The organism is Lachnoclostridium phocaeense, assembly GCF_959599685.1.
Lineage (GTDB): Bacteria > Bacillota > Clostridia > Lachnospirales > Lachnospiraceae > Claveliimonas > Claveliimonas monacensis.
Genome location: NZ_CAUGIN010000004.1, coordinates 47,797 through 71,281 on the forward strand (window position 1 = coordinate 47,797; position 23,485 = coordinate 71,281).

Here is a 23,485-nt window from a genome sequence, read left to right on the forward strand (position 1 = left end):
CCCCTGTTTTATTCTTTTTTTACAGGTCTGGGCATTGGCCCGTATTTCTCCAGGAGATGGGCCCGGCTTCCGGCCCGGCAGTACTGTCCGGTGCCGGTGACGCCCTCTTTTCTGGCATCCAGGTCCGGGTCTGAATAGCGGAGGAACCACTCTTCCATCTGGCGGCGCATGGCTACAATGCGATCTTCCTGGGCCGGATCATGGAACAGGTTCTCAGTCTCATCCGGGTCCTCGGTCAGGTGGTAGAACTCATTGGGGCCGTAGGGGTAACGAAGAACCAGCTTCCACTCTTTGTCCCGGATCATCCGGACAGGGCCGTATTCGTCAAATACGACTACAGGGCGGCTGCTTTCCAGCTCTGGATCCTCCAGCCATCGGGCAAAACTGTGGCCCGGGATTTCCTGTTTTGTGTTCACAGGGCAGCCGGCCAGATGGCACAGAGTGGGCAGGATGTCGTAGTGGCTGAACAGCTCACTGCACACAGCCCCTTTCGCGAAATGCCCCGGCCAGGAGGCGATGAAAGGCACCTTTACAGAACTGTCGTACATATTTTGCGGGAAAGTCCCGTTTCCCTTGCCCCAGATGCCGTGCTGTCCCAGGTTCATGCCGTTGTCGGAGGTGAAGATAACGATGGTGTTGTCTGCGATCCCCAGCTCATCCAGGCGGTCCATCAGACGCCCGATCTGGTGATCCATGGCTGTGATGGCGGCGTAGTAGCCCCGCAGTAATTCCCTGCGGCGCTCACCCTGGCCGTGGGGGCAGGTGAAGACCTGCCAGGGGTGGTAGGGAAGGTCAGGAGTGGCATTGAAATCACAGTCCCTGTACAGATCCAGATATTCCTTCTTGTGATCCGTCTCCTCCCACGGGCTGTGGGGAGCAGTGAAGTGGACGCTCAGATAAAAAGGCGCGTCTTCCTTTGAGAACCTGTCCAGGCACTCCAGCGCGTTTTCGCCGATGAGGTCTGTGATGTATCCTTCCTTTTCGGAGAGAACCCCGTCCTCGATGGTCTCAGGGTTGAAGTATCTGACGCCGCCCCCGCCGATGGTGTACCAGTGGGAAAAACCGTGCTGGGGCGTCATGCTGTCTCCCATATGCCATTTGCCTGAGAGGGCGCAGCGGTAGCCGCCTGACGCCAGGATGTCTGTGTAGGCGGTGAGGTGATCCGTGTACTGGATGGGAATAGTCTCGTGGGGCATATATTCTAAACTTTCCCTGGATAGGGAGGCTCTGTCCATGCTGCCGCCGTCCAGCCAGTCAAGAATGCCGTGGCAGGAGGGCATAGTTCCGGTAAGGATGGAAGCGCGGGCCGGTGAGCAGACCGGTGAGGCACAGAAAAAGTTGTCAAATTTTACACCCCTCTGGGCAAGTCTGTCCAGATTGGGGGTGTGGATGTCTGTGTTCCCGGCGTTCTTCATGGCCCAGTGCCCCATGTCATCGGCCAGCAGGAACAGAATGTTTGGCTGTTTCATAGTATGTTATGTCCTTTCTTAAAATGTATTAATAGGCTATGCATGTTATTATACTCTCTGGGATGCGGAATGGCAAAAATTTTCTGTATATTTTTGAGGGCTATCCGCTTTTTTTATACTATGTGGTAACAGGAGGGTGTATAATGTGATTACAACCAGGAAATGAAGCGACAAAAGAGGAGACGGGCATGGGGACAGAGGAGAGAAAGGTGAGAGAAATACGGGACGAGAAGAGAAACAATGTTTACGGGACAGCTGTGAGACGGGCTGTGGCGGGCATTGTCCTTTTCGCTGCGGCGTTTCTTCTTCTGTTTGCCGCCTCAGTATCCGGAGAGTTTGCCCAGTGGTACACGCTTCACGTCTACTCCTTTTTTGTGGCTACACTGGGTCGTTTTTTTGGCATATTCGCCTTCTCTGCGTCTGAGTTTATGCTGTATGTGCTGATCGCCTTTCTTGTGTGGCAGATCATAAAGACTGTGTACAGATGCCGGCGGGGAAAGAATGTGAGAGAGCCCCTGGCAGCCTTTTTCTCAGGGATCTTTCTGGCGGCCGGGATCTTATTCTTTCTCTATGCCGCCTTCTGCGGCGTGAACTATCACAGGAGCTCCTTCGCGCAGGAGACGGGGCTTACGTGGGAGGGGGCCACGGTGGAGGAACTGGAGGCAGTCTGTGAGGAGCTGACATCGGCGGTGAACCGGACAGGGCAGCAGGTAAAGCGGGATGAAAACGGGATCATGGTGCTGACAGAGGATGTGTCTGTCCACGCTGTGCGGGCAATGGAAAAGCTGGCACTGGAATACCCCTGCCTGGAGGGCTGCTATCCGCAGCCCAATGGCCTGGAATTTTCCTGGATCCTGTCCGTCCAGCAGCTGACAGGGATTTACTCGCCCTTTACGATAGAGGCAAATTACAATACGGATATGGTTGCCTATAACATTCCTTTTACAGCCTGCCATGAGCTGGCTCACCTGCGGGGATTCATGCAGGAGCAGGAAGCGAATTTTATAGGATATCTGGCCAGTACCCGGGCAGACAGCCTGGAGTTAAACTACAGCGGCTATATGCTGGGGTGGATCTACTGTACAAATGCGCTCTATGATGTGGATCCGGATGCCTACGAGGAAGTGCGAAGTGAGCTGTCGGAGGAAGCGGAGGCGGACCTGGAAGCCAACAGCAGGTTCTGGGCGAAGTATGACACGCCGGTGGCCGAGGTGTCGGACCAGATCAACGACAGTTATCTGAAGGCCAACGGGCAGGAGGACGGAGTAGCCAGCTATGACCGGATGGTGGAGATGATCCTTACATATTACAGAGAAGAAGGACATTTATAAAAAATACAGGAGGGATGACAGATGGAGACAGGAACAAGACTTACCGTGAGGGCCTACCACATATCCTCGTTGGAATACGGGGAAGAAAACCGGGTCACACTGGACGGGCATATGACAGTGTGTCCGTCTGTGGCGGAAAAGATCCGGGAGAAGGAACCGCTGATCAAGGACATTTCGATCCGGATCATCCGGCCCGACGAGCATGACCAGCACACCAACACGGTGATGGACGTTATCCCTCTCTCCACGAAAGTGCTTGGAAAGGTGGGAGAGGGGATTACCCACACGTTGACGGGGGTGTATGTGATCCTGACAGGGGTGGATGAGGCCGGCCGGCAGGTGTGCAATTTTGGCGCCAGCGATGGGATCCTGCGGGACAAGATCGCGTGGGGCAGGCCCGGGACTCCCCTGGAGAGTGACCTTTTGATCTCCTTTGACGTGGTGCTGCGGGAGGGGACCTGGGCGGACCGGCCCGGTCCGGAGGCGATCCACAGAGCCTGCGATGTGTTCTGCCAGATCTTCCGGGAACAGATGAAGAAATTCAACGGGTACAAGTGCACGGAAAAGCACGTGTTCCAGGAGACCTATGAGCCGGGCCGCAAGGATGTGGTGATCGTCAAGGAAGTCTCCGGGCAGGGGGCTGTGTACGACACGAGGCTGTTTGGAAATGAGCCCTGCGGCTACGAGGGCGGACGCTCTGTCATTGATATGGGATGGATGCCGGTGGTGGTGACGCCCAACGAATTCCGTGACGGCATTATGCACGCAATGGACTAGGCGGGAGACCCTGGCGGAAAGGAGAGGAGACTATGGGTATAGGTACAAGCATGAAAGAGACCACGCTCCACTATTACAGAGATCCTCTGGTGGAGGTGCTGTCGGAGGACAGGGACGTCAACCTGAGGGGGATCGTGATTGTAGGATCCCCGGATAAGAACGAAGACAAATATCTTTCGGCGGAGAGAGTGGGTGTCTCACTGGAATGTATGCGGGTGGACGGCGCCATTTTCTCCTGCAATGGGATCGGGAATAATCATGTGGATTTTGCGCATGCTATTGAGGAGACGGAAAAGCGGGGCGTCCCCACGGCAGTCTTAAGCCAGTGCCCTGCAAAGGACTTTGTAGTCCAAAACGACCACCTGGACGGCGTGATCTGCTATTACAAAGCGCTGGACAGGATGGATCAGCCGGGAGATGAGACGAAAATGCTGGCAGAAAATACTGTGACAGAGGCGGACGCCAGAAAAGCGCTTGCGCTTTTAAAACTGAAAATGCGCAAGTGGGAGGAAAAGGGATAAAAATAAAAAAATGCCTTGCAATTTACAGCGGAGTGTGATACGATATCTCACGGTCAGCTTGAGAGAGCTGACTGTCTATATCGTATCTGGCTCCGTGGTCAAGAGGTTAAGACATCGCCCTTTCACGGCGGTAACACGGGTTCGATTCCCGTCGGAGTCATGTATCAGGCGCAGTAGCCAAGTGGTAAGGCACAGGTCTGCAACACCTCGATTCACCGGTTCAAATCCGGTCTGCGCCTTTCAAATTTAAAGTGCTTCAAACTCTTTGTTTATAAGAGCTTGAAGCACTTTAAATTTGAGAAGAAGTTGTACGATTTTGTGTCAGGACAGGAAACGGGATACTTACTGCTTTACAATATTTCTTTTTTCTGTAGATAGTTGGTAATAAATTCATGAAATGTTTGAGCTTTTTGAACTTGTTCCTCAGCATCCTGGCGGGAAGCAACGAAAAAATCTTCGTAGTCAGCATGTTCACGCATTTCAGAAGATGTTCGGATGATCTTCGATGCTTCTTTAGAGAAATCGCCTGTCTTAACATGGTATTGATTAAAATGGGCAATGACACCGCTATGCTTGCTGCTGTCAAATTCATCCAGGACATTTACTGCGCGCATACCGTGAAAAATAGAATAATAGGATCGGTTAAGAGCAAGCTTATATTTACCGGTTTCAACATTGCTTTTGCGTTTTCTAGTTCTTCAGAGGATCTTTCATACCGGTATCTTGATAAATCTTTTATGCTGCCGGCCATAATACAATCCCTTCCTTTTTCACGTTTTTATAAAATGGCATTACATTTTCCCACTCTGCAAATTTATCATGATCAATAAGGAGCACGGAAAGGACTTTGTCATATTCTAATTCCAAGTCTACGACAAGATCTGTCATCTGTTCGTGCATCTCTTTGGTATATGATCTGACCAGGACAGCGATGTCAATATCTGATTCTTCTGTCTGAGTTCCTCTTGCCACAGAGCCATAGAGGATGATACTTGTAATTGAATCCTGAAAAATACGGACAAGTCCGGGGATTAATTTTTTCAGCAGATTTGTGTAATTTTCCATGGTGTGCCTCCTTTCTCCTGTTTGAAGTTATTGTACCTTATTTTAAGGACGAAATCAATCAAGTGAGAAAAGTTGAAGGAGCGGCATACAGAATTCAGGCGGAGAATTATGCTATCAGTTTCTTCTGCGTCCATTTTCCGCGGAAATAGCAGATGGCTCCGGCTGCGGATACAAGGATCCATGTGAGCCCCTCGGCCAGCCAGATTCCCCACTGTCCGATAAAGGGAATGGAGGTGAGAAGGAAGGCGCACCCCATTCTGCCGACGACTTCCAGGATTCCGCTGACAAGGGCGAACCCTGCGTTCCCGGCTCCGTTCAGAACGCCGCGGAAGACGTAGAGGAGTCCCCAGAAGACAAAAAACAGACTGATCAGTTTCAGGGCCTGGGCGCCGGTCTCAATGACCTGCCGATCGGTCACAAACCATCCCATGAACATGTGACCGCACAGGTACATGACAAGGACCATGAGGAGCGAAAATCCTACAGTGATCTGAATGCAGCACCGGGTGCCGGCGCGGACCCTGTCTGTGTTCCCTGCTCCCAGGTTCTGGGCTGTGTAGTTGGACAGGGCCGTGTTGGCGGCTATGTAGATCTGATTTACCAGATTTTCAATGCGGTTGGTGGCAGTGAAGACAGCCATGATCATGGTGCCGAAGGAGTTGATGACACTCTGGAGCATGACGCAGGAGAAGGCGATCATGGCGTTCTGCAGCGCCAGGGGGAGTCCGATGTGCATCATCCGCCGTATCAGGCCTGTATCCGGACGGAATTCCTCTTTTTTAATATGAAAATACGGGTTTGTCTTCAGGGAGAAGACAAGGCAGGCGCAGGCGGAGGAGAACTGGGCAATGGCCGTCGCCAGGGCGGCGCCCGCAACACCCATGTGGAATACCGTGACAAAGAGCAGGTCCAGTCCCACATTTAAAAGAGCGGCCAGAGCCAGAAAGATCAGAGGCGTCCGGCTGTCTCCCAGCGCTCTGAGGATGGAGGAGATGCCGTTGTAAAAGGCGACGGCCACGATCCCTCCGCTGGTGATCTGGAAATAGACGGCAGCATCCTGCATGATCTCCTCCGGTGTGCCAAGGAAGGTGAGAATTGGTCTGGCAAGCGTAAGGCCGATCAGTGTCAGCAAAATAGAAGCTGCCAGCAGGATGTACACAGAGCAGGCAATGCCTTTGCGCACTGTGCTGCCGTCACCAGCGCCGAAATACTGGGAGATCACGATCCCGATTCCGGCAGAAAGCCCGAGAAAAAGGGAAAACAGCAAATAGATAACAGAGGAGCAGGCGCCGATGGAAGCAAGGGCGTCCGCGCCAACAAATTTCCCCACGATAATGGAGTCCGCCATGGTGTAAAACTGCTGGAACAGACTTCCGATAAGAAGGGGAATAGAAAAAGACAGAAGAAGCTTGAACGGAGATCCTTTTGTCATATCCTGCATAAAGTTCATAGTAGATCATATCCTTTCCACGTGTTTTAAAAATATAAGTCCATTTGGATATTCCGCAAAAAATATATTATATGGAAGATAAAGGGAAAACAATGTATAATATGTTTATGATTAGCACAATCGGACACATATGTCAGAAGATACTATTCATGTCCGGGAAGAGCAGGGGGAAGAAATATGTCAGAGATCATTTCGCTGGAAGATATTTTAAAGCAGCTGTATGCCATATCGGGCATCCTCATCGACGTGTATGACCTGGAGGGGCATTCTGTTGCCAGGTATCCGGATACAGGCGCCTATTTTTGCAGCCTGGTGGCCAGGAACTCCCAGGGATGTGAACGATGCGGCCGGGACAACAGAGAGGCTTTTGCAACGGTGCGGGAGGAGCACAAAGTACATATTTACCGGTGCCATATGGGGCTGTATGAGGCAGTGTTTCCCCTCTACCACTACGGGCGCCTGGCAGGGTATATGATGACCGGGCAGATGCTGGAAAAGCGGGAGGGAGCCGCGGAAGAGGTGATGCAGAAAGCCAGGCAGATGAACCTGGGGAGCGAGGAGGAGATCGCGGAGGGGGTGAAAAAGCTGGTGCGCATCGATCTGGAAGAGATCGGGGCTTTTGTGACCATGTGCAGGGTCTGTGCGGACTATATAGCCAACCATCATCAGTTCCCGGTCACTGCCACTGGGACGGCGAAAGAGATCATCCGCTATCTGGAAGAGCATTACAGGGAGGACATTACCCTGGAAGGGCTGTGCCGCTGGTTTGGGTACAGCAAGACAAGGCTGAACCAGCTGTTCCGCGAGTATACAGGCACGTCTGTGTATCGCTATCTTATGGGCGTGAGGCTTACCAATGCCTGCAGAAGCCTGAGAAATTCGGAAAAGTCCATCTATTCAGTGGCTGTGGAGAACGGATTTTCCAATCAGAATTATTTCTCCCGGCAGTTTAAAAAATATATCGGATGTACGCCCGGGGAATACAGAAGAAACCAGGAGAGGGAAGGCGGTCAGAAGGCATGAAAACAGAAAAAGGATTCTACAGAAATTTCTTTTCCATCTACATTGTGCTGGTGCTTCAGAATGTGGTGACGATCAGTGTCAATCTGGCGGACAATGTGATGCTGGGAGGGTACAGTGAGACAGCTCTCTCCGGCGTGGCGGCTGTGAATCAGATCCAGTTTGTCTATCAGCAGCTTCTGATGGCTCTGGGGGACGGGCTTGTGATTTTCTGCAGCCAGTATTGGGGAAAACGGCAGACAGAGCCCATGCGGAAGATCTCCTCGGTGGCCATGCGGGCGGGGCTGTTTATAGCAGTCGTTCTTTTTGCGGCGGTCAGCTTCTTTCCACGGGAAGCGGTGGGGCTCTTTACCACGGAGGAGTCCATCATACGGGAGGGGGCAGCCTATCTGGGGATCGTAAAATACACCTACGTCTTCTTCGCGGTGACTATCATCCTGCTGGCCACGCTGCGGAGCGTGGAGACGGTAAAGATCGCCTTCTGGCTGTCGGTCATGGCGTTCTGCGTCAATTGCTGTATCAACTATGTGCTGATCTACGGGAGATTTGGAGCGCCTGAGCTGGGGGCGAAAGGAGCGGCCATAGGGACGCTGGCGGCCAGGATCGCGGAGTGCGCTGTGCTCCTTGTCTATATAGCGAAAAAAGAAAAAAAGCTGCATTTGCAGCTGAAAGATTATTTCCGGGCGGACCGCCTGATGGCGGGAGACTATTTCCGGGTGTGCCTGCCCATGCTGGTGGTGCAGGGACTGTGGGGGCTCAACACGGCTCTGCAGACTGTGATACTGGGGCACATGAGCGCTGCCGCCATTGCGGCAAACAGCGCGGCGTCCACCCTGTTCCTGCTGGTGAAATCCATGTCTGTGGGAGCTTCCTCCACCGCGTCGGTCATTGTGGGAAAGACTATCGGGACGGGCAACATCCCTCTTGTGAAGCACTACTCCTCCATCATGCAGAGGATGTTCGTGGTGATCGGCCTTGTGTCCGGCCTGCTCCTCTTTCTGATCCGCATCCCCGTTATGACGCTCTATGACCTGTCCCCGGAGGCGATGGAGATGATGAATACGTTCCTCATCATCCTGAGCGTGGTCTGTGTGGGTATGTCCTACCAGATGCCCACCAACAACGGCATCATCCGTGGCGGCGGCAATGCCATGTTCGTAGTGAAGATGGACCTGGTCAGCATCTGGATGATCGTCATCCCCCTGTCCTTTGCTATGGCTTTTGTGGTGAAGGCTTCTCCGGCAGTGGTGGTGTGCTGCCTCAACGCAGACCAGATATTTAAATGCGTGCCTGCCTTTCTGGAGTCCCACTACGGGAACTGGATACGGAAGCTTACGAGAGAGTAAACCCGCAGGACATATTGATGAAAACGATAAGTGGGATCATACATGTGAAAAAACGATTAGACGCCCAATTCCCTGCTTGCTATACTTTCTTTGATACCAGAGAAAAAGGTATGGTAGGAGGTATACAATTATGAAAAAGAAACTGGTGAGCATGCTGCTCTGTGCAGCTATGGCAGCGACACTGACAGCAGGATGCGGCTCGGACAGCAGCGGTGAAAGCGGAGAGAAAAGCTCTTCTTCCGGTGAAAGTAAGGAAATCACTTTTATGGCGCCTGACTGGGCAAACCCGGGAGATGAGCTGCTGGCAGAATTCACGGAGGAGACAGGTATCTCTGTCATTTTTAATGAGGTGAGCTGGGATGATATCCGGGATAAGGTGTCTATTGCGGCCAGCGGCGGAGAGGCAGCAGCTGACGTGATCGAGGTAGACTGGTCATGGGTAGGAGAGATGAACAGCGCGGGATGGCTGGAGCCTATCGAGATGACAGATGAGGACAAGGAGGACATGCCTACTCTTGAGACTTTTACCATTGATGGTGAGATACTTGCTGTGCCTTATGCAAATGATTACCGGATCGCCTACTATAATAAAGAGCATTTTGAGCAGGCTGGAATTACAGAAGTTCCTGAGACTTGGGATGAGGTATATGATGCTCTGAAAAAGATAAAAGAAGCAGGGATCGTAGAGTATCCCTACACAATGCCGATGAACGCGGATGAGTCTGCCACCACTTCCATGATGTGGATGGCCTTCTCAAGAAGTGGCCAGGTGTTCAATGATGACGATACACTGAATGAAGAAGCGGTCATGGATGCTCTGACATTTGAGAACCAGCTTGTGCAGGATGGATTTGTGGATCCAGCATCTATTTCTTTCAATGGCATGGATTGCTACCGCAAGATCACATCGGGCGAGGCCAGCTTTATGGTAGGTCCTACCAAGTTTGTGGGTATCAGCAATGATCCTGAGCAGTGCTCAGAGATCGGAAACATTGTTCCTATCCTTCTTCCGGGAACAGACGGAACATCTCCGCAGACAATGGCTCTTCCGGAAGCAGTTGGAATTACTTCCTTCTCAGAAAACAAAGAAGCAGCCCAGGAGTTCGTTAAATGGTACAGCTCAGCAGATGTCCAGAAGAGAATGTACGCAGTCAACAGTTCCATTCCGACAAGAAACTCAGTCTTGGCAGAAATGGTAGAAGATGGCACATTTGAAAATGCAGGGGCCATGCTGGACGAGGCAGACCTGATCAAGTCTGTTTTTCCCAATGGCGTTCCTTCCTACTATTCTGAGATGAGCAACACTATGTACAATAACATTAATCAGATGGTTCTCGGAGAGCAGACTCCCCAGGAGGCATTTGATGCGATGAATGCGAAAGTGAATGAATTAATTGAAAAGAAGTAAGATATTACCTTATGCATTACTGGCGCCCATTATTCTTATAATGGGCGTGTTGGTGTTTTATCCGACGATCATGACATTTTCATATAGCTTAAAGGAGATGAAGCTGACCAGCCCGGAGGACACAGACTTTGTGGGCCTGTCCAACTATGTGGATGTCCTTACTTCAGACTCTTTTATGTATAGCTTGCAAAATACTCTGTTCCTCCTTGTCGTAGTTGTTATCCTGACTACAGTCCTGGGGTTTGGTGTGGCTCTTCTGCTCAATGTGGATACAAAGATATCGGGGCTTTTGATGGCGCTGGCCGTCCTTCCCTGGGCGCTCCCGCCCATTGTAAATGGGATCATATGGCGTTTTATTTTTCATCCAGGATATGGTTTTATGAACAAGCTCCTTATCAGTCTGCATTTTATAGAAGAGCCCATTATGTGGCTGACAGACCGGTGGCTGCTTCTTCTGATCGTGGCTATCGTGGTGGCGTGGAGGAGTATTCCGTTCTGTGCGATCGTCTGTCTCTCGGGGCTGCACGCTATCCCGGAAGAACTCTATGAGGCAGCAAAGATAGACGGCGGCGGCAGGGTGACTGTCTTCCGATATATAACGGCACCGCTCATGATGCCTTTTATCGGTATTGGCATTACATCTGCATCGATCACGGCCATCAATATTTTTGACGAGATCGTAGCCCTTGCAGGGTACAAAGATCTGGGGAAAAATCTTCTGATCGAGAGTTATCTCACGACCTTCTCCTTTCTGGATTTTGGAAAGGGGAGCGCTCTTACTTATCTGATTATGCTGATGGCGGCCGTGCTTGGGTTCTTTTATCTTAGAAGTCTGAACAGGGAGGTGGAATTTTGAAGAAAAAAGTTTCTCCTCTCTACTGGGTGGCGGTGGTTATCTTTCTTGTTTTGACAGTGGGACCTTTTGTGTGGGCCTTCTCGATTTCTGTCACACCGGAGTATGAGATGTTTAAAAATACTATGAACATGTTCCCCAGCGAGATTACCTGGGATAACTATCTTACGCTGTTTGATTCTATCAGTCAGCAGCATATCCGGCTTTTCCGAGGGCTTGAGAACTCTCTGAAGGCAGTGGCGTGTACACTTGTCATCGGGATTCCTGTGGCTGCAGTCACAGCCTACACTCTGAGCAGGATGGAGTTCAGGGGGAAGAAGATCATCAAGAACGCGATCTTGATTACTATGGTCATTCCGGTGTTTGCGACTATCATTCCTCTATACAGGATGTTCTCGGCTATGGAACTGCTCAACAGCACTTTTTGGCTGAGCATGGTATATGCCAGCTCCTTTCTGCCTATGAGCATCTGGCTGATGAGCAATTACTTTTCGACGATACCCAGGGAATTAGAAGAAGCCGCCCTTGTGGACGGCTGCGGACGGCTAAGGACATTTTTCCGGATCATACTTCCGGTGTCCTATCCTATCATATGTGCCAGTATGCTCATTATGTTCCTGAGCGCCTGGAGTCAGTTTCAGATTCCCCTGATCCTGGCGTCGAATATTGACACAAAGCCGGCGGCCATTGTGGCCTCGGAGTTTATGACAAAAGACACAGTGCTTTACGGAATTACTGCTGCTGCGGGGATGCTGATCATTCTGCCGCCGGCCATTGCAGCGCTTGTCTTCCGGAAACTTCTCGTTAGAGGAATGACAGGGGGATCTATCAAGGGGTAAAAGATCATGCCAGATTGATAAAAGGAATCAGCAGATCTGTTTAAACACAGGAGGCATGGAAAATGCAGGATAATGCGAATTCCTGTGCCTTTTTCAGATCCTCCCGGTCCGGGTGAGTCATGGCGCAGTCAAAGTTTCGGATAAACCCGTCTACCTGCGGGGCGTTTTCGCTGGTGCGCATGTTCTCGTATTTCTGGCGGACCTGCATGGGCATCTTTCCCTGGCAGATGTAACAGCCCAGGTAGCGGCAGCTGCTGTTGATCCATGCGCTGACATTTTTCTCAATAAGGCTGTAGTATTCCGCGGATCTTCCCATGCCGCAGGTGCCGAAGAGGGCAATGTTCTTATTCTCCAGAGAGCTGAGCAGATCGCTCACCTCTATGCAGCAGGAGCCTCTGTGAACGCAGAAGCCGATAAAATAAGTGGAAGCCTCGGGGATGGGCTTGCCGCTGTCTATGTCGATCAGATCTCTGGAGCCCTCCGGCAGGGCGGAGAAGATGGCGGCAGCTACGCTCTTTGTGTTTCCGGACTGGCTGTTGTATAAAACTAAATAATCCAACATATGCACGTACCTTCTTTCATGATATCTTTATCAGCTCTTCTTGATGAACCGGGTCTGGCATTTGGGACAGCGGATCTCGATCTTGCCCTTGCCTTTCGGAACCCGGATCTTCTGCCGGCAGGTGGGACATTTGTAGATGTGGTGGGTCTTGCGCTGTGCCATCAGGTTCTTCTGGGTGGCGAACCAGGTGCGGATCCGGCGTGTCTTTGCCAGGTAGGCCTGGTTCTCGGCAGAGCGCCTGTAAATGTTCCTGGAAAACAGCCGGAAGTATGTGTAGATGATCAGAGCCCAGGAAAGGAGCGACAGGATGGCGCTCTCAAAGAAACCGGACAGGATCATCACGATAAGAGCAACGATCAGGGTTGCCTTTCCCAAAGAGTCAAAGCCGTAGCGTCCGGCCATAAATCGTATCAGTTTTTCTTTCATTTTCTCATCCTCCTATCTGCAATCATACTCGCACCGCCTGCAAAGTCAATAAACTGGAAATTAAAAATATATAAAATAATAGAAGCGCATCTTTTGATGTGTTATACTGGGAAAGAACAGGCATCGTGCAATGTGACGTGTGTTTATGAAGAAAAGGAGTTAAGACATTGAGCGAAAAGAAGCATTACCATAGAGGGAGAAGGCGCTCTTCCAGCCCGGCCGGGAGCCGCGGCAGCAGCCGGGACAGCAGCCGGGAAAGGGCTGCGCGCCAGGTGGAGAGACGGCCGGAAGAAGATTGGGAGAACGAGTGGATCGATCTGGAGGAAGATGAGGATCTGCGAACACCGGACCAGGTGAAGGCTACAGGGAAGAGAAGAGCTGCTTCCGGAGGCAAAGCGGGCGCCGGGAAAAAGAAAGGGAAAACTCCCGGAAAGGGCGAGAAAAAGAATGGACGGAAGGGGCGCATGATCAGCAACATCATCCTTGTGGTGGCTGTCATCGTCTTCTGCGTGTCTGCCTTTCAGCTTTTTCACATTATCTCGGGGTATTACGAGGGACGCAAGGAGTACGACGAAGTGAAAGAGCTTGCTATCACGGAGGAGGAGTCTGAGGACGGAGAGAACCAGTTCACGGTGGATTTTGACACACTGATGGGGATCAATCCGGACACGGTGGGATGGATCCGCTTTGACCCGGAACCGGCCCAGATCAATTATCCCCTGGTCCAGACGGCGGACAACAGCACCTATCTGAATAAGACTTTTTCTGCCAGTGACAACACGGTGGGGGCTATTTTTGTAAATACGTACAATAACCCGGACTTTAATGACAGAAATACCATCATATACGGACACCGTATGAACGACAGTTCCATGTTCCACGACCTGGCCAAGTATGAGGAGCAGTCTTTCTGGGAGGCCAATCCCTACTTCTATATTTATACGCCGGACGGGCGTGAGATCACCTACCACATCTATGCGGCAGGGCAGGTGACGGAGACATCGGACACGTACCTGACGGACTTTGCCGATGATGCCGCCTACCAGGCTTTTCTGGACTATACGAAGGAGGCATCCGCCTACGACACAGGCGTGGAGGTGACTACCCAGGACACCGTGGTGACGCTGTCCACCTGTACCCGGGCCAGCGACGAGCACAGGATGGTAGTTGTGGGAGTGAAAGAAAGTGAAAAGCAGATTAATTAAATAAAAAGACAGGAGCATGAGGGAGGAAGAAAGATGACACCGTACACATACGAAGTGGGAGATATTGTCAGGATGAAAAAAAAGCATCCCTGCGGGAGCTTTGAGTGGGAGATCCTCCGGGTAGGGGCGGATTTCCGCCTGAAGTGTACAGGATGCGGGCACCAGATCATGATCGCGAGAAAACTTGTGGAGAAAAATACAAAAGATTTAAGGAAAAAAGCTTGAAATAAGCAAGACCATATGATATCATATTAACTCGTGATATATCAGTATCCGACCGGAAATCGTCCGGAAGGGTATCCTTGCTCCCGGCAGAAAGCCAGGGGCCAAAAGACCAGAAGGAGGTGCAAACTACATGAATAAGTATGAGTTAGCTGTTGTAGTCAATGCAAAGATCGAAGACGAAGAGAGAGCACAGGTCATCGAGAAAGTGAAAGACATGATCACTCGTTTCGGCGGCAATGTGACAGACGTTGATGAATGGGGTAAGAGAAGACTCGCTTACGAAATTCAGAAGATGAAAGAAGCTTATTACTATTTCGTCCACTTCGAAGCTGATGCTACAGTTCCAGGCGAGATCGAGCAGAGAATTCGCATCATGGATAACGTACTCAGATATTTATGCGTAAAACAAGAGGCATAGTATAAGAGAGGTAGAAGAATGAATAAAGTAATTTTGATGGGACGTTTGACGAGAGACCCGGAAGTGAGATATTCACAGGGAGAGAATCCGCTGGCCATCGCCAGATTTACACTGGCTGTAGACCGCCGGTTCAAGCGTGACGGAGAGCAGAGCGCAGATTTTATTTCCTGCGTTGCTTTCGGAAAACAGGCTGAGCATGCGGAGAGATACTACAGACAGGGACTGAAGATCGTTGTCTGCGGACGGATCCAGACGGGCAGCTACACCAACAGGGACGGCGTGAAGGTATACACAACAGAGGTTGTAGTGGAAGAACAGGAATTTGCCGAGAGCAAAGCTGCAAGCGATGCACATGCAGGCGGTTTCCAGTCAGCTCCCCAACCGGCACCAGCCGCACCGGCCGGTGACGGCTTCATGAATATTCCAGATGGAATAGACGAAGAATTACCGTTTAATTAAGGACATATTGTGTATAGAAAGGAGAGACCATCATGGCTTTCGAGAAAGGAAATCGTCCTGAAGGCGGCTTCAAGAGAAGAGGCGGCGGACGCAGAAGAAAAAAAGTTTGCGTGTTCTGTGGAAAAGAGAACAACGAGATCGATTACAAGGATGTAGCAAAGTTAAGAAAATATATCTCTGAGAGAGGAAAGATCCTTCCCAGAAGAATTACCGGAAACTGTGCAAAACATCAGAGAGCTCTGACAGTAGCTATCAAGAGAGCAAGACATATCGCTTTAATGCCATATGTTCAGGACTAATCTGTAGGGTGAAATGCCGGGCGGCAGATGGAAATTCCATCTGCCGCTCTTTTATTCCTATAGAATTTCGTGGAGCTGGTTGTGCGCAGAGGCTCCAGCATCTATAATGAAAGAAAACGTAAAAGGAGGGGAGAACATGATAAGCACAGATGTTTTGGAAGAGAAGGCCCCCATTGTGGGGAGCTTGCGGAAAGCAGAGGAAGTGACCTGGATCAACCCGCTGCTTGAGAGTACAGAGGAGGCTATGAGAAAGATCGATCTGACTATGGAGGATGTGCGGGACGCCGAGGCGCGGCTGGAGAGGTTTGCGCCCTTTATCCGCCGGGCCTTCCCGGAGACGGAGAAGGACGGGGGACTGATTGAGTCGCCGGTCCGGGAGATCAGCGGCATGAAGGAGGAGATGAACAGCTGGCAGGCGGCAGGGCTTCGAGGGAGGCTCCTTTTGAAGATGGACTCGGATCTGGCAGTGGCCGGCTCGGTGAAAGCCCGGGGCGGGATCTATGAGATCCTGAAACATGCAGAGGAGCTGGCCATCAGGGAAGGCATGCTGGAGGAAGGGCAGAGTTATGAAGTCTTTGCCCGGGAGCCCTTCCGGGAATTTTTTTCTCAGTATGCCGTGCATGTAGGATCCACCGGTAATCTGGGCCTGTCCATTGGGATCATCAGCGCAGCCTTGGGATTCAGGGTGTACGTCCACATGTCCCAGGATGCGAAGCAGTGGAAAAAAGACCTGCTCCGCTCCAAGGGCGTACAGGTCATCGAGTATGCCGGGGACTACGGAGCGGCGGTGAAAAAAGGCCGGGAGGAGGCCATGAGAGATCCTGCCAGCTATTTTGTGGACGATGAAAATTCTGTCAGCCTGTTTCTGGGCTACGCGGTGTCTGCGCTGCGGCTGCAGAGACAGCTGGAGGCGGCAGGTGTCAAAGTGGACGGGGAGCATCCGCTCTTTGTTTACATTCCCTGCGGGGTGGGCGGCGCGCCGGGAGGGATCACTTTTGGCCTGAAGCTGATCTACGGGGATCACGTGCATGTCTTTTATGCGGAGCCTGTCCAGGCCTGCTGCATGATCCTTGGCATGACTACAGGCCTTCACAATGAGATCTGCGTCCAGGATATCGGCCTTTCCGGCATGACAGAGGCGGACGGGCTGGCTGTGGGAAGACCGTCAAAGTTTGTGGGCAAGACAGTGGAACACCTGCTGAGCGGTGAGGTGACGGTACAGGATGACCGGCTCTATGTGTATATGAAAGAACTGCTGGACCGGGAAGGGATCTTTATAGAGCCCAGCTCCTGCGCGGCTTTTGCGGGGCCGGCCAGGATAGAAAAAGAGGAGGTCTGTCGGGCTTATCTCAAGGAGCAGGGACTTGAGGAGAGGATGGAACAGGCGGCGCACCTTGTCTGGGCCACAGGCGGCTCCCTTGTTCCTGCGGATGTGAGGGCAGAATATGTGAAAAAAGCAGAGGAGAAGAGACCATGAAAACATTAGGCTACTATAACGGAAAATATGGCGAGCTGGAGGAGATGACGGTTCCTATGAACGACAGGGTGTGCTGGTTCGGGGATGGCGTCTACGATGCGGGGCCGGCCAGGAACTATAAGATCTTTGCTATTGACGAGCACGTGGACCGGTTTTTCAACAGCGCAGGGCTGCTGGATATCCAGGTACCGGTGACAAAAGAGGAGCTGAAAGAGATCCTCCAGGAGATGGTGAACAAGATGGACACGGGCAACCTGTTTGTCTACTATCAGGTGACACGGGGAACAGGGATACGCAATCACGTATTTACCGAGGGCCCCGGAAATCTGTGGATCACGCTGCGGCCTGCGGAGATCTCAGACGGGGAGAAGCCCATCAAGCTGATCACCACAGAGGACACCCGCTTTTTACACTGCAATATCAAGACGCTGAACCTGATCCCTTCCTGCATGGCATCAGAGAAGGCGCGAAAAGCAGGATGCCAGGAGGCGGTCTTCTACAGGCCGGGCGGACGAGTGACAGAGTGTGCCCACAGCAATGTGCACATTATCAGGGATGGGAAGTTGGTGACAGCGCCGGCAGACAACCTGATCCTTCCGGGGATCGCGAGAGCTCATCTGATCAGGATGTGCGAGAGACTGGGAATCCCGGTCAGCGAGACACCCTACACGCTGGAAGACCTGTTCAGCGCCCAGGAAGTCATTGTGACCAGCTCCAGCAATCTCTGCCTGCATGCGGATGAGATTGACGGCAGGCCGGTGGGAGGGAAGAACCGGGAACTTCTAGAAAAGCTCCGGACAGCCCTTCTGGAAGAATTCTATGAAGCGACAAAAGAAGGAGTAAGGATATGCGGAAACAATTTATTATGATTATGACAGACACGCAGCGGCTGGATATGGTCAGCTGCTATGAGAATGCGGGGATCTCAACCCCCTGTCTGGATGCGCTGGCCAGGGAGGGAGTAAAGTTTAACAAGGCGTACACCGTGCAGCCTGTGTGCGGCCCGGCCAGGAGCGCCCTGTTTACCGGCCAGTATCCCTGTGTCAATGGTTCCTATGCCAATTCCCTAGCACTTGGGGACAATGTAAAGACCATCGGCCAGCGCCTGTCCGACAAGGGGATCGCCACAGGGTATGTGGGAAAATGGCATCTGGACGGAGGCGATTACTTTGGACTTGGCGTGTGTCCCGAGGGGTGGGACCCGGATTACTGGTACGACATGCGCAATTATCTGGATGAACTGTCGGAGGAGGATCGCAGAAAGTCCAGGGACAGCCAGACGATGTACAGAGAGTCATGGCCTCTTGAGAAGACCTATGCCTACCGCTGTTCCCAGCGGGCCATCGACTATATCAGGAAGCACAAAGACGAGGACTTTTTCTTGGTTCTCAGCTACGATGAGCCCCATGACCCGTCCCTGTGCCCGGAACCTTTTGCCAGTATGTATGAGGATTTCTGCCTGCCCAAAAAAGAAAACGTGTGGGATACGCTGGAAGAGAAACCGCCCCACCAGCAGGCCTGGAGCGGACCCCGCAGACACCAGGACAGAGACGCCCTCACCATCCGCATGAAGGAGCTTTTCGGGTGCAACAGTTTTGTGGACAGTGAGATCGGCCGGGTGGCCGGGGCTGCCAGGGAGATCCTGGGGGATGACTTTACGCTTCTCTATACAAGCGACCACGGAGATATGGCCCAGTCCCACTGTCTCTACGCAAAAGGGCCTGCAGCCTACGAGGAGATCGCCCACATCCCCTTTATCCTGTGGGGGCAGGGATCCGGGGAGATAGACACGCCGGTGTCCCACATCGATGTGGCTGCCACTGTGTGGGATTTCTTCGGCTTCCAGAAGCCGATGATGCTCCAGGGTGAGAGTCTTCTTCCTCTTGTGCGGAACGGGAAATGTCCGGACCGCCGGGATGTATTTGTGGAATTCGGCCGCTATGAGATCGACCATGACGGCTTTGGGGGCTGGCAGCCGCTCCGGTGCATTTTCGACGGGCGGTACAAGCTGGTGATCAACCTGCTGTCCGAAGATGAATTTTATGACCTGGAGAAAGATCCGGGTGAAATGCACAACGGTATCTGTGACGAAGAGACTGCCAGCATCCGCGACGACATGATGAAGAGACTGCTGGAACACATGAATGAGATACGAGATCCCTTCCGAGGATACTGGTGGGAGCAGCGGCCCTGGTACACTCACGCAGCCGCACCTTCTTGGGACTACACAGGTTTTACCAGGCAGAGGGAAGAGCTGGACTACGAAGTGCCGCAGCTTGACTACAACACTGGCCTGGAGCCGGACAGCCTGGTCCGCAGAAAATAGAGAACGGATGCGCGCAAAACCTCCTGTCAACTGCCCGGAATGACTTGAGAAAAGGGGCAAAATGAGATAAGATATACAAAGAAAAAATGACGAGGAAGGTGCATGTATGTATTCATATACAGAACTGAGAAAAGAACATCCGGAATTTATTTATCGCGGATATGAGATAGAAGAGAGTGCAGACAAGGTGGGGATCGTCTATGATTTTGAGATCCCCGGGCTTGCCTCCTTTCACCCCACCTGGGAGTTCCCGAAGAAGCGGGGAGAGCAGAGGTGCTTAAAGGAGAACGGCACATTTCAGAAGCTGGTCTTCTCCCTGGGCATGGTGGAGCTGATCAGCTACTGGAAGACGGCCTGCCCCCCTGTGGTCAAGGTGGAGGCGGGAAGCCTGACAGAGGAGCAGTGTGAATGGTGGAAGGATCTGTATTTTAACGGGCTTGGAGAATTCTACTATACAAACGGCATCCAGGAGAACCAGGAGGACTTTATGGAGATCCGGTCTCTGGGCGGAGATGTCGAGGGGGCTGAGCAGCCTCTGAGCCGGGAGGCGGAAGGCTTCCTGATCCCTGTGGGAGGCGGCAAAGACTCGGCTGTGACCCTGTCTCTTCTGGAGGGGGAGAAGGAGAAGAACTGCTGCTATATCATCAATCCCCGGGGAGCCACCCTGAAGACCGTGGAGAGAGCCGGCTACGGGGAGGACCAGCTTGTGACAGTGAAGCGGACCCTGGACAAGAACATGCTGGAGCTGAACCGCCAGGGATACTTAAACGGGCATACCCCTTACTCCGCCATCGTGGCTTTTTCTTCTACAATAGCAGCCTACATGAGTGGGCTGAGGTACATCGCCCTGTCCAACGAGTCCAGCGCCAATGAGAGTACGGTGGAGGGGAGCACCGTGAACCACCAGTACTCCAAGAGTTTCCGCTTTGAGAAGGACTTCCACGACTACGAGGCGGCGCATATAGGAAGCGGGACTTACTATTTCAGTATGCTGCGTCCTTTAAGCGAATTTCAGATCGCCCGGTATTTTGCCCGGTGCCGCCAGTTCCACGACATTTTCCGCAGCTGCAACGCCGGCAGCAAGGAGGACAAGTGGTGCGGACACTGTCCCAAGTGTCTCTTTGTCTGCCTGATCCTGTCTCCCTTCCTGACAAGGGAGGAGATCATCGCCATCTTTGGGCGGGATATGCTGGATGACCCGGATATGCTGGAGGATTTCCGCAAGCTCACGGGGATGGAAAAAGAGAAACCATTTGAATGCGTGGGCAGCAGGGATGAGGTGAACGCAGCCGTATCACTCACCATTGACAAACTGGAAAAAGAAGGACAGGCTCTGCCGGAGCTTTTTGCATACTATAAAAATTCCGGCCTCTACAGGAAAGAGGACCCGGAAAACCGACGTTTCTTTACTTACTTTGACGGGGAAAATCTTCTGCCGCCGTCCTGTCTTGCTCTGATAAAGGAAAAGTGTTTATAAAGGGGGAGACAAAAGGATGCTGAAGAAGATACGTCAGACGATAGAAGGTAAGAAAGTGCTGATCCTGGGATTTGGAAGAGAGGGAAGATCCAGCCTGCGGTTGGTCTGCAAAGCCGGCGGCTGGGAGACCCTGGCCGTGTCGGACTTAAGAGAGGTAGACCCGTCAAAGGAGGCTGGCGGGAACCGGATCGACCTCTACACCGGGGAGCACTACATGGACAAGGAGCTTCTGGACTCCTTTGACATTGTGTTCAAGACGCCGGGGATCGTCCTGCCGGAAGATCCGGGGGCTTACCAGTGCCGGTTTGTCTCCCAGACAGAGCTCTTTATCGAGCGGTTCCGGGAACAGATCGTGGGGATCACAGGGACCAAGGGAAAGAGCACCACGTCCTCCCTTCTGTACCATATCCTGAAGGAGACAGGGGAGGACACGGTGCTGGCAGGAAATATCGGTATTCCGGTGTTTGACATTGCGGAGGATATCATGCCCGGTGAGGTCATCGTGCTGGAGCTCTCCTGCCATCAGCTGGAGCATATCCGGGTGTCCCCCCGCATCGCCGTCCTTCTCAATCTGTACGAGGAGCATCTGGACCACTACGGAACCATGGCGAAGTACGTCCGGGCCAAGCAGAACATCTACGCCTGGCAGAAGGAGGGAGACATCCTCTTCTGCAACGTGGATGTGCTGCCAGGGAAGGAGATCGAAGGAGCGGGCAGGGAGAGTGCCTGCGTGCCCTGCCGGGGCGAGATCATCTCCGCTGTCATGGTGCCGGAGGGAGAGAAGGCCCGGGGCAGAGGGGACATCGAGGTGGCAGACAACGCCGTGCGGTACAGAGGAAGCGGCCTGCGCCTTCCGGAGGAAGGATTGTCCCTGTTCGGAAGACACAACTACTTTGACATCGGCGTGGTGTACGGGATCTGCAAAGAGTTTTCGATGACAGACGAGAAATTCCTGAAGGCGCTGCGCACTTTCCAGACCCTCCCCCACAGGCTCCAGTACCTGGGGGTAAAAGGCGGGATACGCTTTTACGATGATTCCATCTCCACCATCGGTGAGACCACTATCCAGGCGTTGGAGAGTGTCAAGAACGTGGACAGCATTCTCATCGGCGGCATGGACCGGGGCGTGGATTACAGCCAGCTGGAAGAGTACCTGACCGGCAGCAGCGTGCGGCATATCATTCTGATGGAGGCAACAGGAAAGAGGATCTACCAGGAGATCCAGGAGAAATATCCCACACTTTTTTCCAGCGGACGGCTGGAGCTTGTGGAACATCTGGATGAGGCCATAGATCTGGCAAGAGAGCTGGGAGAAGAGGGAGGCGCCTGCGTGCTGTCGCCTGCGGCTGCCAGCTATGGGATCTTTAAGAATTTCGAAGAGCGCGGCGCGTATTTCAAACAATATATTTTCGGGCAGGACAGCCGGTAAGGCGGCTCCTGTACGTAAAAAATGGCAGACAGGGATGTCCGGCCTTATGGCTTGAAATCCCCGTCTGCCATTGCTTTTATGGAAGAGGCATACTCCGATGGAGTCATGCCGGTGACTTTCTTGAACTGGCGTGAGAAGTAGTGGATAGAGGTGTAACCCAGCTGCTCAGAGATCTGAGTGAAGTTCATTTTGTTGGTCCGGATCAGCTGCTTGGCCGCGTTGACTTTCATCAGGGAAAAATACTCGATGATCCCAAGTCCGCTCTGCTCCCGGAAGATCTTCTGGAGCTGGGAACGGCCGATGAGATTTTCCCGGCACACCTGCTCGATGGTAACGTGGCCTCCCAGGTGGGCCTCTAAGTAATCCACCACCCGATTGAACAGCTCGATGTCGCTCTTCTTTTTGGTGGCTTTCTGAGGCTGGGGCCGGATGGCTGACTTCACCAGCGGGATGGGCTGGGAGCAGCGGCGCAGCAGATGGATCAGGAAATGCTCCAGATAGAGGCGGATGAGCTGCTGGGCGCCGAACTGTTCGGCCTCTTTCTGGGGCATGTTCTGGAGGTAGGGATCGTCCAGCCGACAGTCAAAGCAGTGGCGTGCTTCGATGACAATGTCCGCCAGAAGGTTGCGCTCGGTCTCGTCGATCTGGAGGACCTTTCCACGGAAAAAGTCCATGGCCGGGCTGTCACACTGGAAGGAGATGACCACCAGGTTGGGAGCGCTTTTGCCGGTAGCCTGTACATCGTGGAACTCACCCGGCTGGTGGAAGGCCACTTCCCCCCGGTTTAAGATGATCTTCCGATCCCCTCCGGTGACGGCCACGTCCCCCTTGTCCACGCAGATGAACTCCCAGAAATCATGGGACTCGCCGGGAAATTTAAAGTCGCTCATGTATTCAAAATAGTGGATGCTGAACAGCTTTCCCACTGTGATGGAGTCTTTCAGGTCAATACCGATGTAGGGCATGGGCAGCGCCGCCTTTCTCTTGATTTTTTACTTATGCTTATCATACTCTAATTTTGCAGAAAAAGCAAAAACAAAATGCAGATTGTACAAATCAATCACAAAATCAGATAAAGATTTTTCGTGGTATTTATACTACAA

Annotated in this window: 25 protein-coding genes and 2 tRNA genes; 20 read left to right on the forward strand and 7 right to left on the reverse strand. The window is 52.4% G+C overall.

From position 1 onward, the window contains the following. Positions 1-8: 8 nt before the first annotated feature. Positions 9-1,469: a sulfatase-like hydrolase/transferase gene (locus Q5911_RS02710; protein WP_303180788.1), complete on the reverse strand. Its 1,461-nt coding sequence runs from the start codon at positions 1,467-1,469 to the stop codon at positions 9-11. 188 nt (positions 1,470-1,657) lie between these two features. Here Q5911_RS02710 and Q5911_RS02715 point away from each other — a divergent pair, with 188 nt between their 5' ends. The 5 genes from Q5911_RS02715 (at position 1,658) to Q5911_RS02735 (ending at position 4,337) form a co-directional block, all read left to right on the forward strand. Continuing rightward, positions 1,658-2,800 (forward strand): DUF3810 domain-containing protein, encoded by a 1,143-nt coding sequence (locus Q5911_RS02715; protein WP_303180790.1) that lies wholly within the window; start codon positions 1,658-1,660, stop codon positions 2,798-2,800. Positions 2,801-2,821: 21 nt separating this feature from the next. After that, complete coding sequence (gene prdD, locus Q5911_RS02720; RefSeq protein ID WP_226395203.1) at positions 2,822-3,577, forward strand: proline reductase cluster protein PrdD; 756 nt, start codon at positions 2,822-2,824, stop codon at positions 3,575-3,577. Positions 3,578-3,609: 32 nt separating this feature from the next. Next, on the forward strand, positions 3,610-4,098 hold the full coding sequence (locus Q5911_RS02725; RefSeq protein ID WP_303180791.1) for a glycine/sarcosine/betaine reductase component B subunit: 489 nt from the start codon (positions 3,610-3,612) through the stop codon (positions 4,096-4,098). Positions 4,099-4,186: 88 nt separating this feature from the next. Continuing rightward, a tRNA-Glu gene (locus Q5911_RS02730) sits at positions 4,187-4,258 on the forward strand. Positions 4,259-4,265: 7 nt separating this feature from the next. After that, positions 4,266-4,337 (forward strand) — tRNA-Cys (locus tag Q5911_RS02735). A gap of 111 nt (positions 4,338-4,448) precedes the next feature. Here Q5911_RS02735 and Q5911_RS02740 read toward each other — a convergent pair. The 3 genes from Q5911_RS02740 to Q5911_RS02750 form a co-directional block, all read right to left on the reverse strand. Further along, positions 4,449-4,724, reverse strand: a complete 276-nt coding sequence (locus Q5911_RS02740) for a HEPN domain-containing protein (RefSeq protein WP_303180926.1) — start codon at positions 4,722-4,724, stop codon at positions 4,449-4,451. 109 nt (positions 4,725-4,833) lie between these two features. After that, a complete protein-coding gene (locus Q5911_RS02745; protein WP_033126205.1) occupies positions 4,834-5,163 on the reverse strand; it encodes a nucleotidyltransferase domain-containing protein in 330 nt (109 codons plus the stop codon). 106 nt (positions 5,164-5,269) lie between these two features. Continuing rightward, positions 5,270-6,613 carry an MATE family efflux transporter gene (locus Q5911_RS02750; protein WP_303180794.1) on the reverse strand — a complete coding sequence of 448 codons (1,344 nt, stop codon included), beginning with the start codon at positions 6,611-6,613 and terminating at the stop codon, positions 5,270-5,272. 177 nt (positions 6,614-6,790) lie between these two features. Between Q5911_RS02750 and Q5911_RS02755 the strand changes: the two genes are divergently transcribed. From Q5911_RS02755 to Q5911_RS02775, 5 genes are all read left to right on the forward strand, one after another. Beyond that, positions 6,791-7,636: a PocR ligand-binding domain-containing protein gene (locus Q5911_RS02755; RefSeq protein ID WP_303180796.1), complete on the forward strand. Its 846-nt coding sequence runs from the start codon at positions 6,791-6,793 to the stop codon at positions 7,634-7,636. After that, entirely contained in the window at positions 7,633-8,979 is a 1,347-nt protein-coding gene (locus Q5911_RS02760) for an MATE family efflux transporter (protein ID WP_303180798.1), read from the forward strand. Before Q5911_RS02755 ends, Q5911_RS02760 begins: the two co-directional genes overlap by 4 nt. A gap of 130 nt (positions 8,980-9,109) precedes the next feature. Beyond that, entirely contained in the window at positions 9,110-10,387 is a 1,278-nt protein-coding gene (locus Q5911_RS02765) for a sugar ABC transporter substrate-binding protein (RefSeq protein ID WP_033126208.1), read from the forward strand. Between the two features lie 70 nt (positions 10,388-10,457). Continuing rightward, the gene (locus Q5911_RS02770; RefSeq protein ID WP_331591518.1) at positions 10,458-11,243 is read left to right on the forward strand and encodes a sugar ABC transporter permease; all 786 of its coding nucleotides are present in this window, start codon (positions 10,458-10,460) and stop codon (positions 11,241-11,243) included. Then, entirely contained in the window at positions 11,240-12,079 is an 840-nt protein-coding gene (locus Q5911_RS02775; RefSeq protein ID WP_076780240.1) for a carbohydrate ABC transporter permease, read from the forward strand. Before Q5911_RS02770 ends, Q5911_RS02775 begins: the two co-directional genes overlap by 4 nt. A gap of 40 nt (positions 12,080-12,119) precedes the next feature. Here Q5911_RS02775 and bilS read toward each other — a convergent pair whose 3' ends face one another. Then, positions 12,120-12,641 carry a flavodoxin family protein BilS gene (bilS, locus tag Q5911_RS02780; RefSeq protein ID WP_303180804.1) on the reverse strand — a complete coding sequence of 174 codons (522 nt, stop codon included), beginning with the start codon at positions 12,639-12,641 and terminating at the stop codon, positions 12,120-12,122. A gap of 30 nt (positions 12,642-12,671) precedes the next feature. Further along, positions 12,672-13,067 (reverse strand): Zn-finger containing protein, encoded by a 396-nt coding sequence (locus tag Q5911_RS02785; protein WP_033126211.1) that lies wholly within the window; start codon positions 13,065-13,067, stop codon positions 12,672-12,674. Between the two features lie 167 nt (positions 13,068-13,234). Between Q5911_RS02785 and srtB the strand changes: the two genes are divergently transcribed. From srtB to murD, 10 genes are all read left to right on the forward strand, one after another. Further along, complete coding sequence (gene srtB / locus Q5911_RS02790; RefSeq protein WP_331591522.1) at positions 13,235-14,272, forward strand: class B sortase; 1,038 nt, start codon at positions 13,235-13,237, stop codon at positions 14,270-14,272. 33 nt (positions 14,273-14,305) lie between these two features. Next, positions 14,306-14,497, forward strand: coding sequence for a DUF951 domain-containing protein (locus Q5911_RS02795; RefSeq protein ID WP_033126212.1), 192 nt, complete (start codon positions 14,306-14,308; stop codon positions 14,495-14,497). Positions 14,498-14,627: 130 nt separating this feature from the next. Beyond that, entirely contained in the window at positions 14,628-14,915 is a 288-nt protein-coding gene (gene rpsF, locus Q5911_RS02800) for a 30S ribosomal protein S6 (protein ID WP_033126213.1), read from the forward strand. Positions 14,916-14,933: 18 nt separating this feature from the next. Continuing rightward, a complete protein-coding gene (locus Q5911_RS02805) occupies positions 14,934-15,374 on the forward strand; it encodes a single-stranded DNA-binding protein (RefSeq protein WP_033126214.1) in 441 nt (146 codons plus the stop codon). Between the two features lie 32 nt (positions 15,375-15,406). After that, positions 15,407-15,673 carry a 30S ribosomal protein S18 gene (gene rpsR, locus Q5911_RS02810; protein ID WP_033126215.1) on the forward strand — a complete coding sequence of 89 codons (267 nt, stop codon included), beginning with the start codon at positions 15,407-15,409 and terminating at the stop codon, positions 15,671-15,673. A gap of 136 nt (positions 15,674-15,809) precedes the next feature. Further along, the gene (locus Q5911_RS02815; protein ID WP_303180810.1) at positions 15,810-17,150 is read left to right on the forward strand and encodes a D-serine ammonia-lyase; all 1,341 of its coding nucleotides are present in this window, start codon (positions 15,810-15,812) and stop codon (positions 17,148-17,150) included. Next, on the forward strand, positions 17,147-18,019 hold the full coding sequence (locus tag Q5911_RS02820) for an aminotransferase class IV (RefSeq protein ID WP_303180812.1): 873 nt from the start codon (positions 17,147-17,149) through the stop codon (positions 18,017-18,019). Before Q5911_RS02815 ends, Q5911_RS02820 begins: the two co-directional genes overlap by 4 nt. Beyond that, positions 17,998-19,476, forward strand: coding sequence for a sulfatase-like hydrolase/transferase (locus tag Q5911_RS02825; protein ID WP_226395666.1), 1,479 nt, complete (start codon positions 17,998-18,000; stop codon positions 19,474-19,476). Before Q5911_RS02820 ends, Q5911_RS02825 begins: the two co-directional genes overlap by 22 nt. A gap of 106 nt (positions 19,477-19,582) precedes the next feature. Continuing rightward, positions 19,583-20,953, forward strand: a complete 1,371-nt coding sequence (locus Q5911_RS02830) for a hypothetical protein (RefSeq protein WP_303180815.1) — start codon at positions 19,583-19,585, stop codon at positions 20,951-20,953. 16 nt (positions 20,954-20,969) lie between these two features. Continuing rightward, positions 20,970-22,382: a UDP-N-acetylmuramoyl-L-alanine--D-glutamate ligase gene (murD, locus tag Q5911_RS02835; RefSeq protein WP_303180817.1), complete on the forward strand. Its 1,413-nt coding sequence runs from the start codon at positions 20,970-20,972 to the stop codon at positions 22,380-22,382. A gap of 44 nt (positions 22,383-22,426) precedes the next feature. On the opposite strand, the gene Q5911_RS02840 is transcribed toward murD, so the two are convergent. Further along, the gene (locus Q5911_RS02840; RefSeq protein ID WP_076780251.1) at positions 22,427-23,347 is read right to left on the reverse strand and encodes an AraC family transcriptional regulator; all 921 of its coding nucleotides are present in this window, start codon (positions 23,345-23,347) and stop codon (positions 22,427-22,429) included. Positions 23,348-23,485: the final 138 nt, after the last annotated feature.

Coding starts and splice junctions, on each gene's coding strand:
- Q5911_RS02715 (WP_303180790.1), top strand. CDS start 1,658: ATGGGGACAGAGGAGAGAAAGGTGAGAGAAATACGGGACGAGAAGAGA.
- murD (WP_303180817.1), top strand. CDS start 20,970: ATGCTGAAGAAGATACGTCAGACGATAGAAGGTAAGAAAGTGCTGATC.
- Q5911_RS02750 (WP_303180794.1), bottom strand. CDS start 6,613: ATGAACTTTATGCAGGATATGACAAAAGGATCTCCGTTCAAGCTTCTT.
- Q5911_RS02795 (WP_033126212.1), top strand. CDS start 14,306: ATGACACCGTACACATACGAAGTGGGAGATATTGTCAGGATGAAAAAA.
- Q5911_RS02815 (WP_303180810.1), top strand. CDS start 15,810: ATGATAAGCACAGATGTTTTGGAAGAGAAGGCCCCCATTGTGGGGAGC.
- Q5911_RS02710 (WP_303180788.1), bottom strand. CDS start 1,469: ATGAAACAGCCAAACATTCTGTTCCTGCTGGCCGATGACATGGGGCAC.
- bilS (WP_303180804.1), bottom strand. CDS start 12,641: ATGTTGGATTATTTAGTTTTATACAACAGCCAGTCCGGAAACACAAAG.
- Q5911_RS02745 (WP_033126205.1), bottom strand. CDS start 5,163: ATGGAAAATTACACAAATCTGCTGAAAAAATTAATCCCCGGACTTGTC.
- Q5911_RS02840 (WP_076780251.1), bottom strand. CDS start 23,347: ATGCCCTACATCGGTATTGACCTGAAAGACTCCATCACAGTGGGAAAG.
- rpsR (WP_033126215.1), top strand. CDS start 15,407: ATGGCTTTCGAGAAAGGAAATCGTCCTGAAGGCGGCTTCAAGAGAAGA.
- prdD (WP_226395203.1), top strand. CDS start 2,822: ATGGAGACAGGAACAAGACTTACCGTGAGGGCCTACCACATATCCTCG.
- Q5911_RS02760 (WP_303180798.1), top strand. CDS start 7,633: ATGAAAACAGAAAAAGGATTCTACAGAAATTTCTTTTCCATCTACATT.
- Q5911_RS02765 (WP_033126208.1), top strand. CDS start 9,110: ATGAAAAAGAAACTGGTGAGCATGCTGCTCTGTGCAGCTATGGCAGCG.
- Q5911_RS02770 (WP_331591518.1), top strand. CDS start 10,458: ATGACATTTTCATATAGCTTAAAGGAGATGAAGCTGACCAGCCCGGAG.
- Q5911_RS02830 (WP_303180815.1), top strand. CDS start 19,583: ATGTATTCATATACAGAACTGAGAAAAGAACATCCGGAATTTATTTAT.
- Q5911_RS02785 (WP_033126211.1), bottom strand. CDS start 13,067: ATGAAAGAAAAACTGATACGATTTATGGCCGGACGCTACGGCTTTGAC.
- Q5911_RS02755 (WP_303180796.1), top strand. CDS start 6,791: ATGTCAGAGATCATTTCGCTGGAAGATATTTTAAAGCAGCTGTATGCC.
- rpsF (WP_033126213.1), top strand. CDS start 14,628: ATGAATAAGTATGAGTTAGCTGTTGTAGTCAATGCAAAGATCGAAGAC.
- Q5911_RS02825 (WP_226395666.1), top strand. CDS start 17,998: ATGCGGAAACAATTTATTATGATTATGACAGACACGCAGCGGCTGGAT.
- Q5911_RS02820 (WP_303180812.1), top strand. CDS start 17,147: ATGAAAACATTAGGCTACTATAACGGAAAATATGGCGAGCTGGAGGAG.
- Q5911_RS02725 (WP_303180791.1), top strand. CDS start 3,610: ATGGGTATAGGTACAAGCATGAAAGAGACCACGCTCCACTATTACAGA.
- Q5911_RS02805 (WP_033126214.1), top strand. CDS start 14,934: ATGAATAAAGTAATTTTGATGGGACGTTTGACGAGAGACCCGGAAGTG.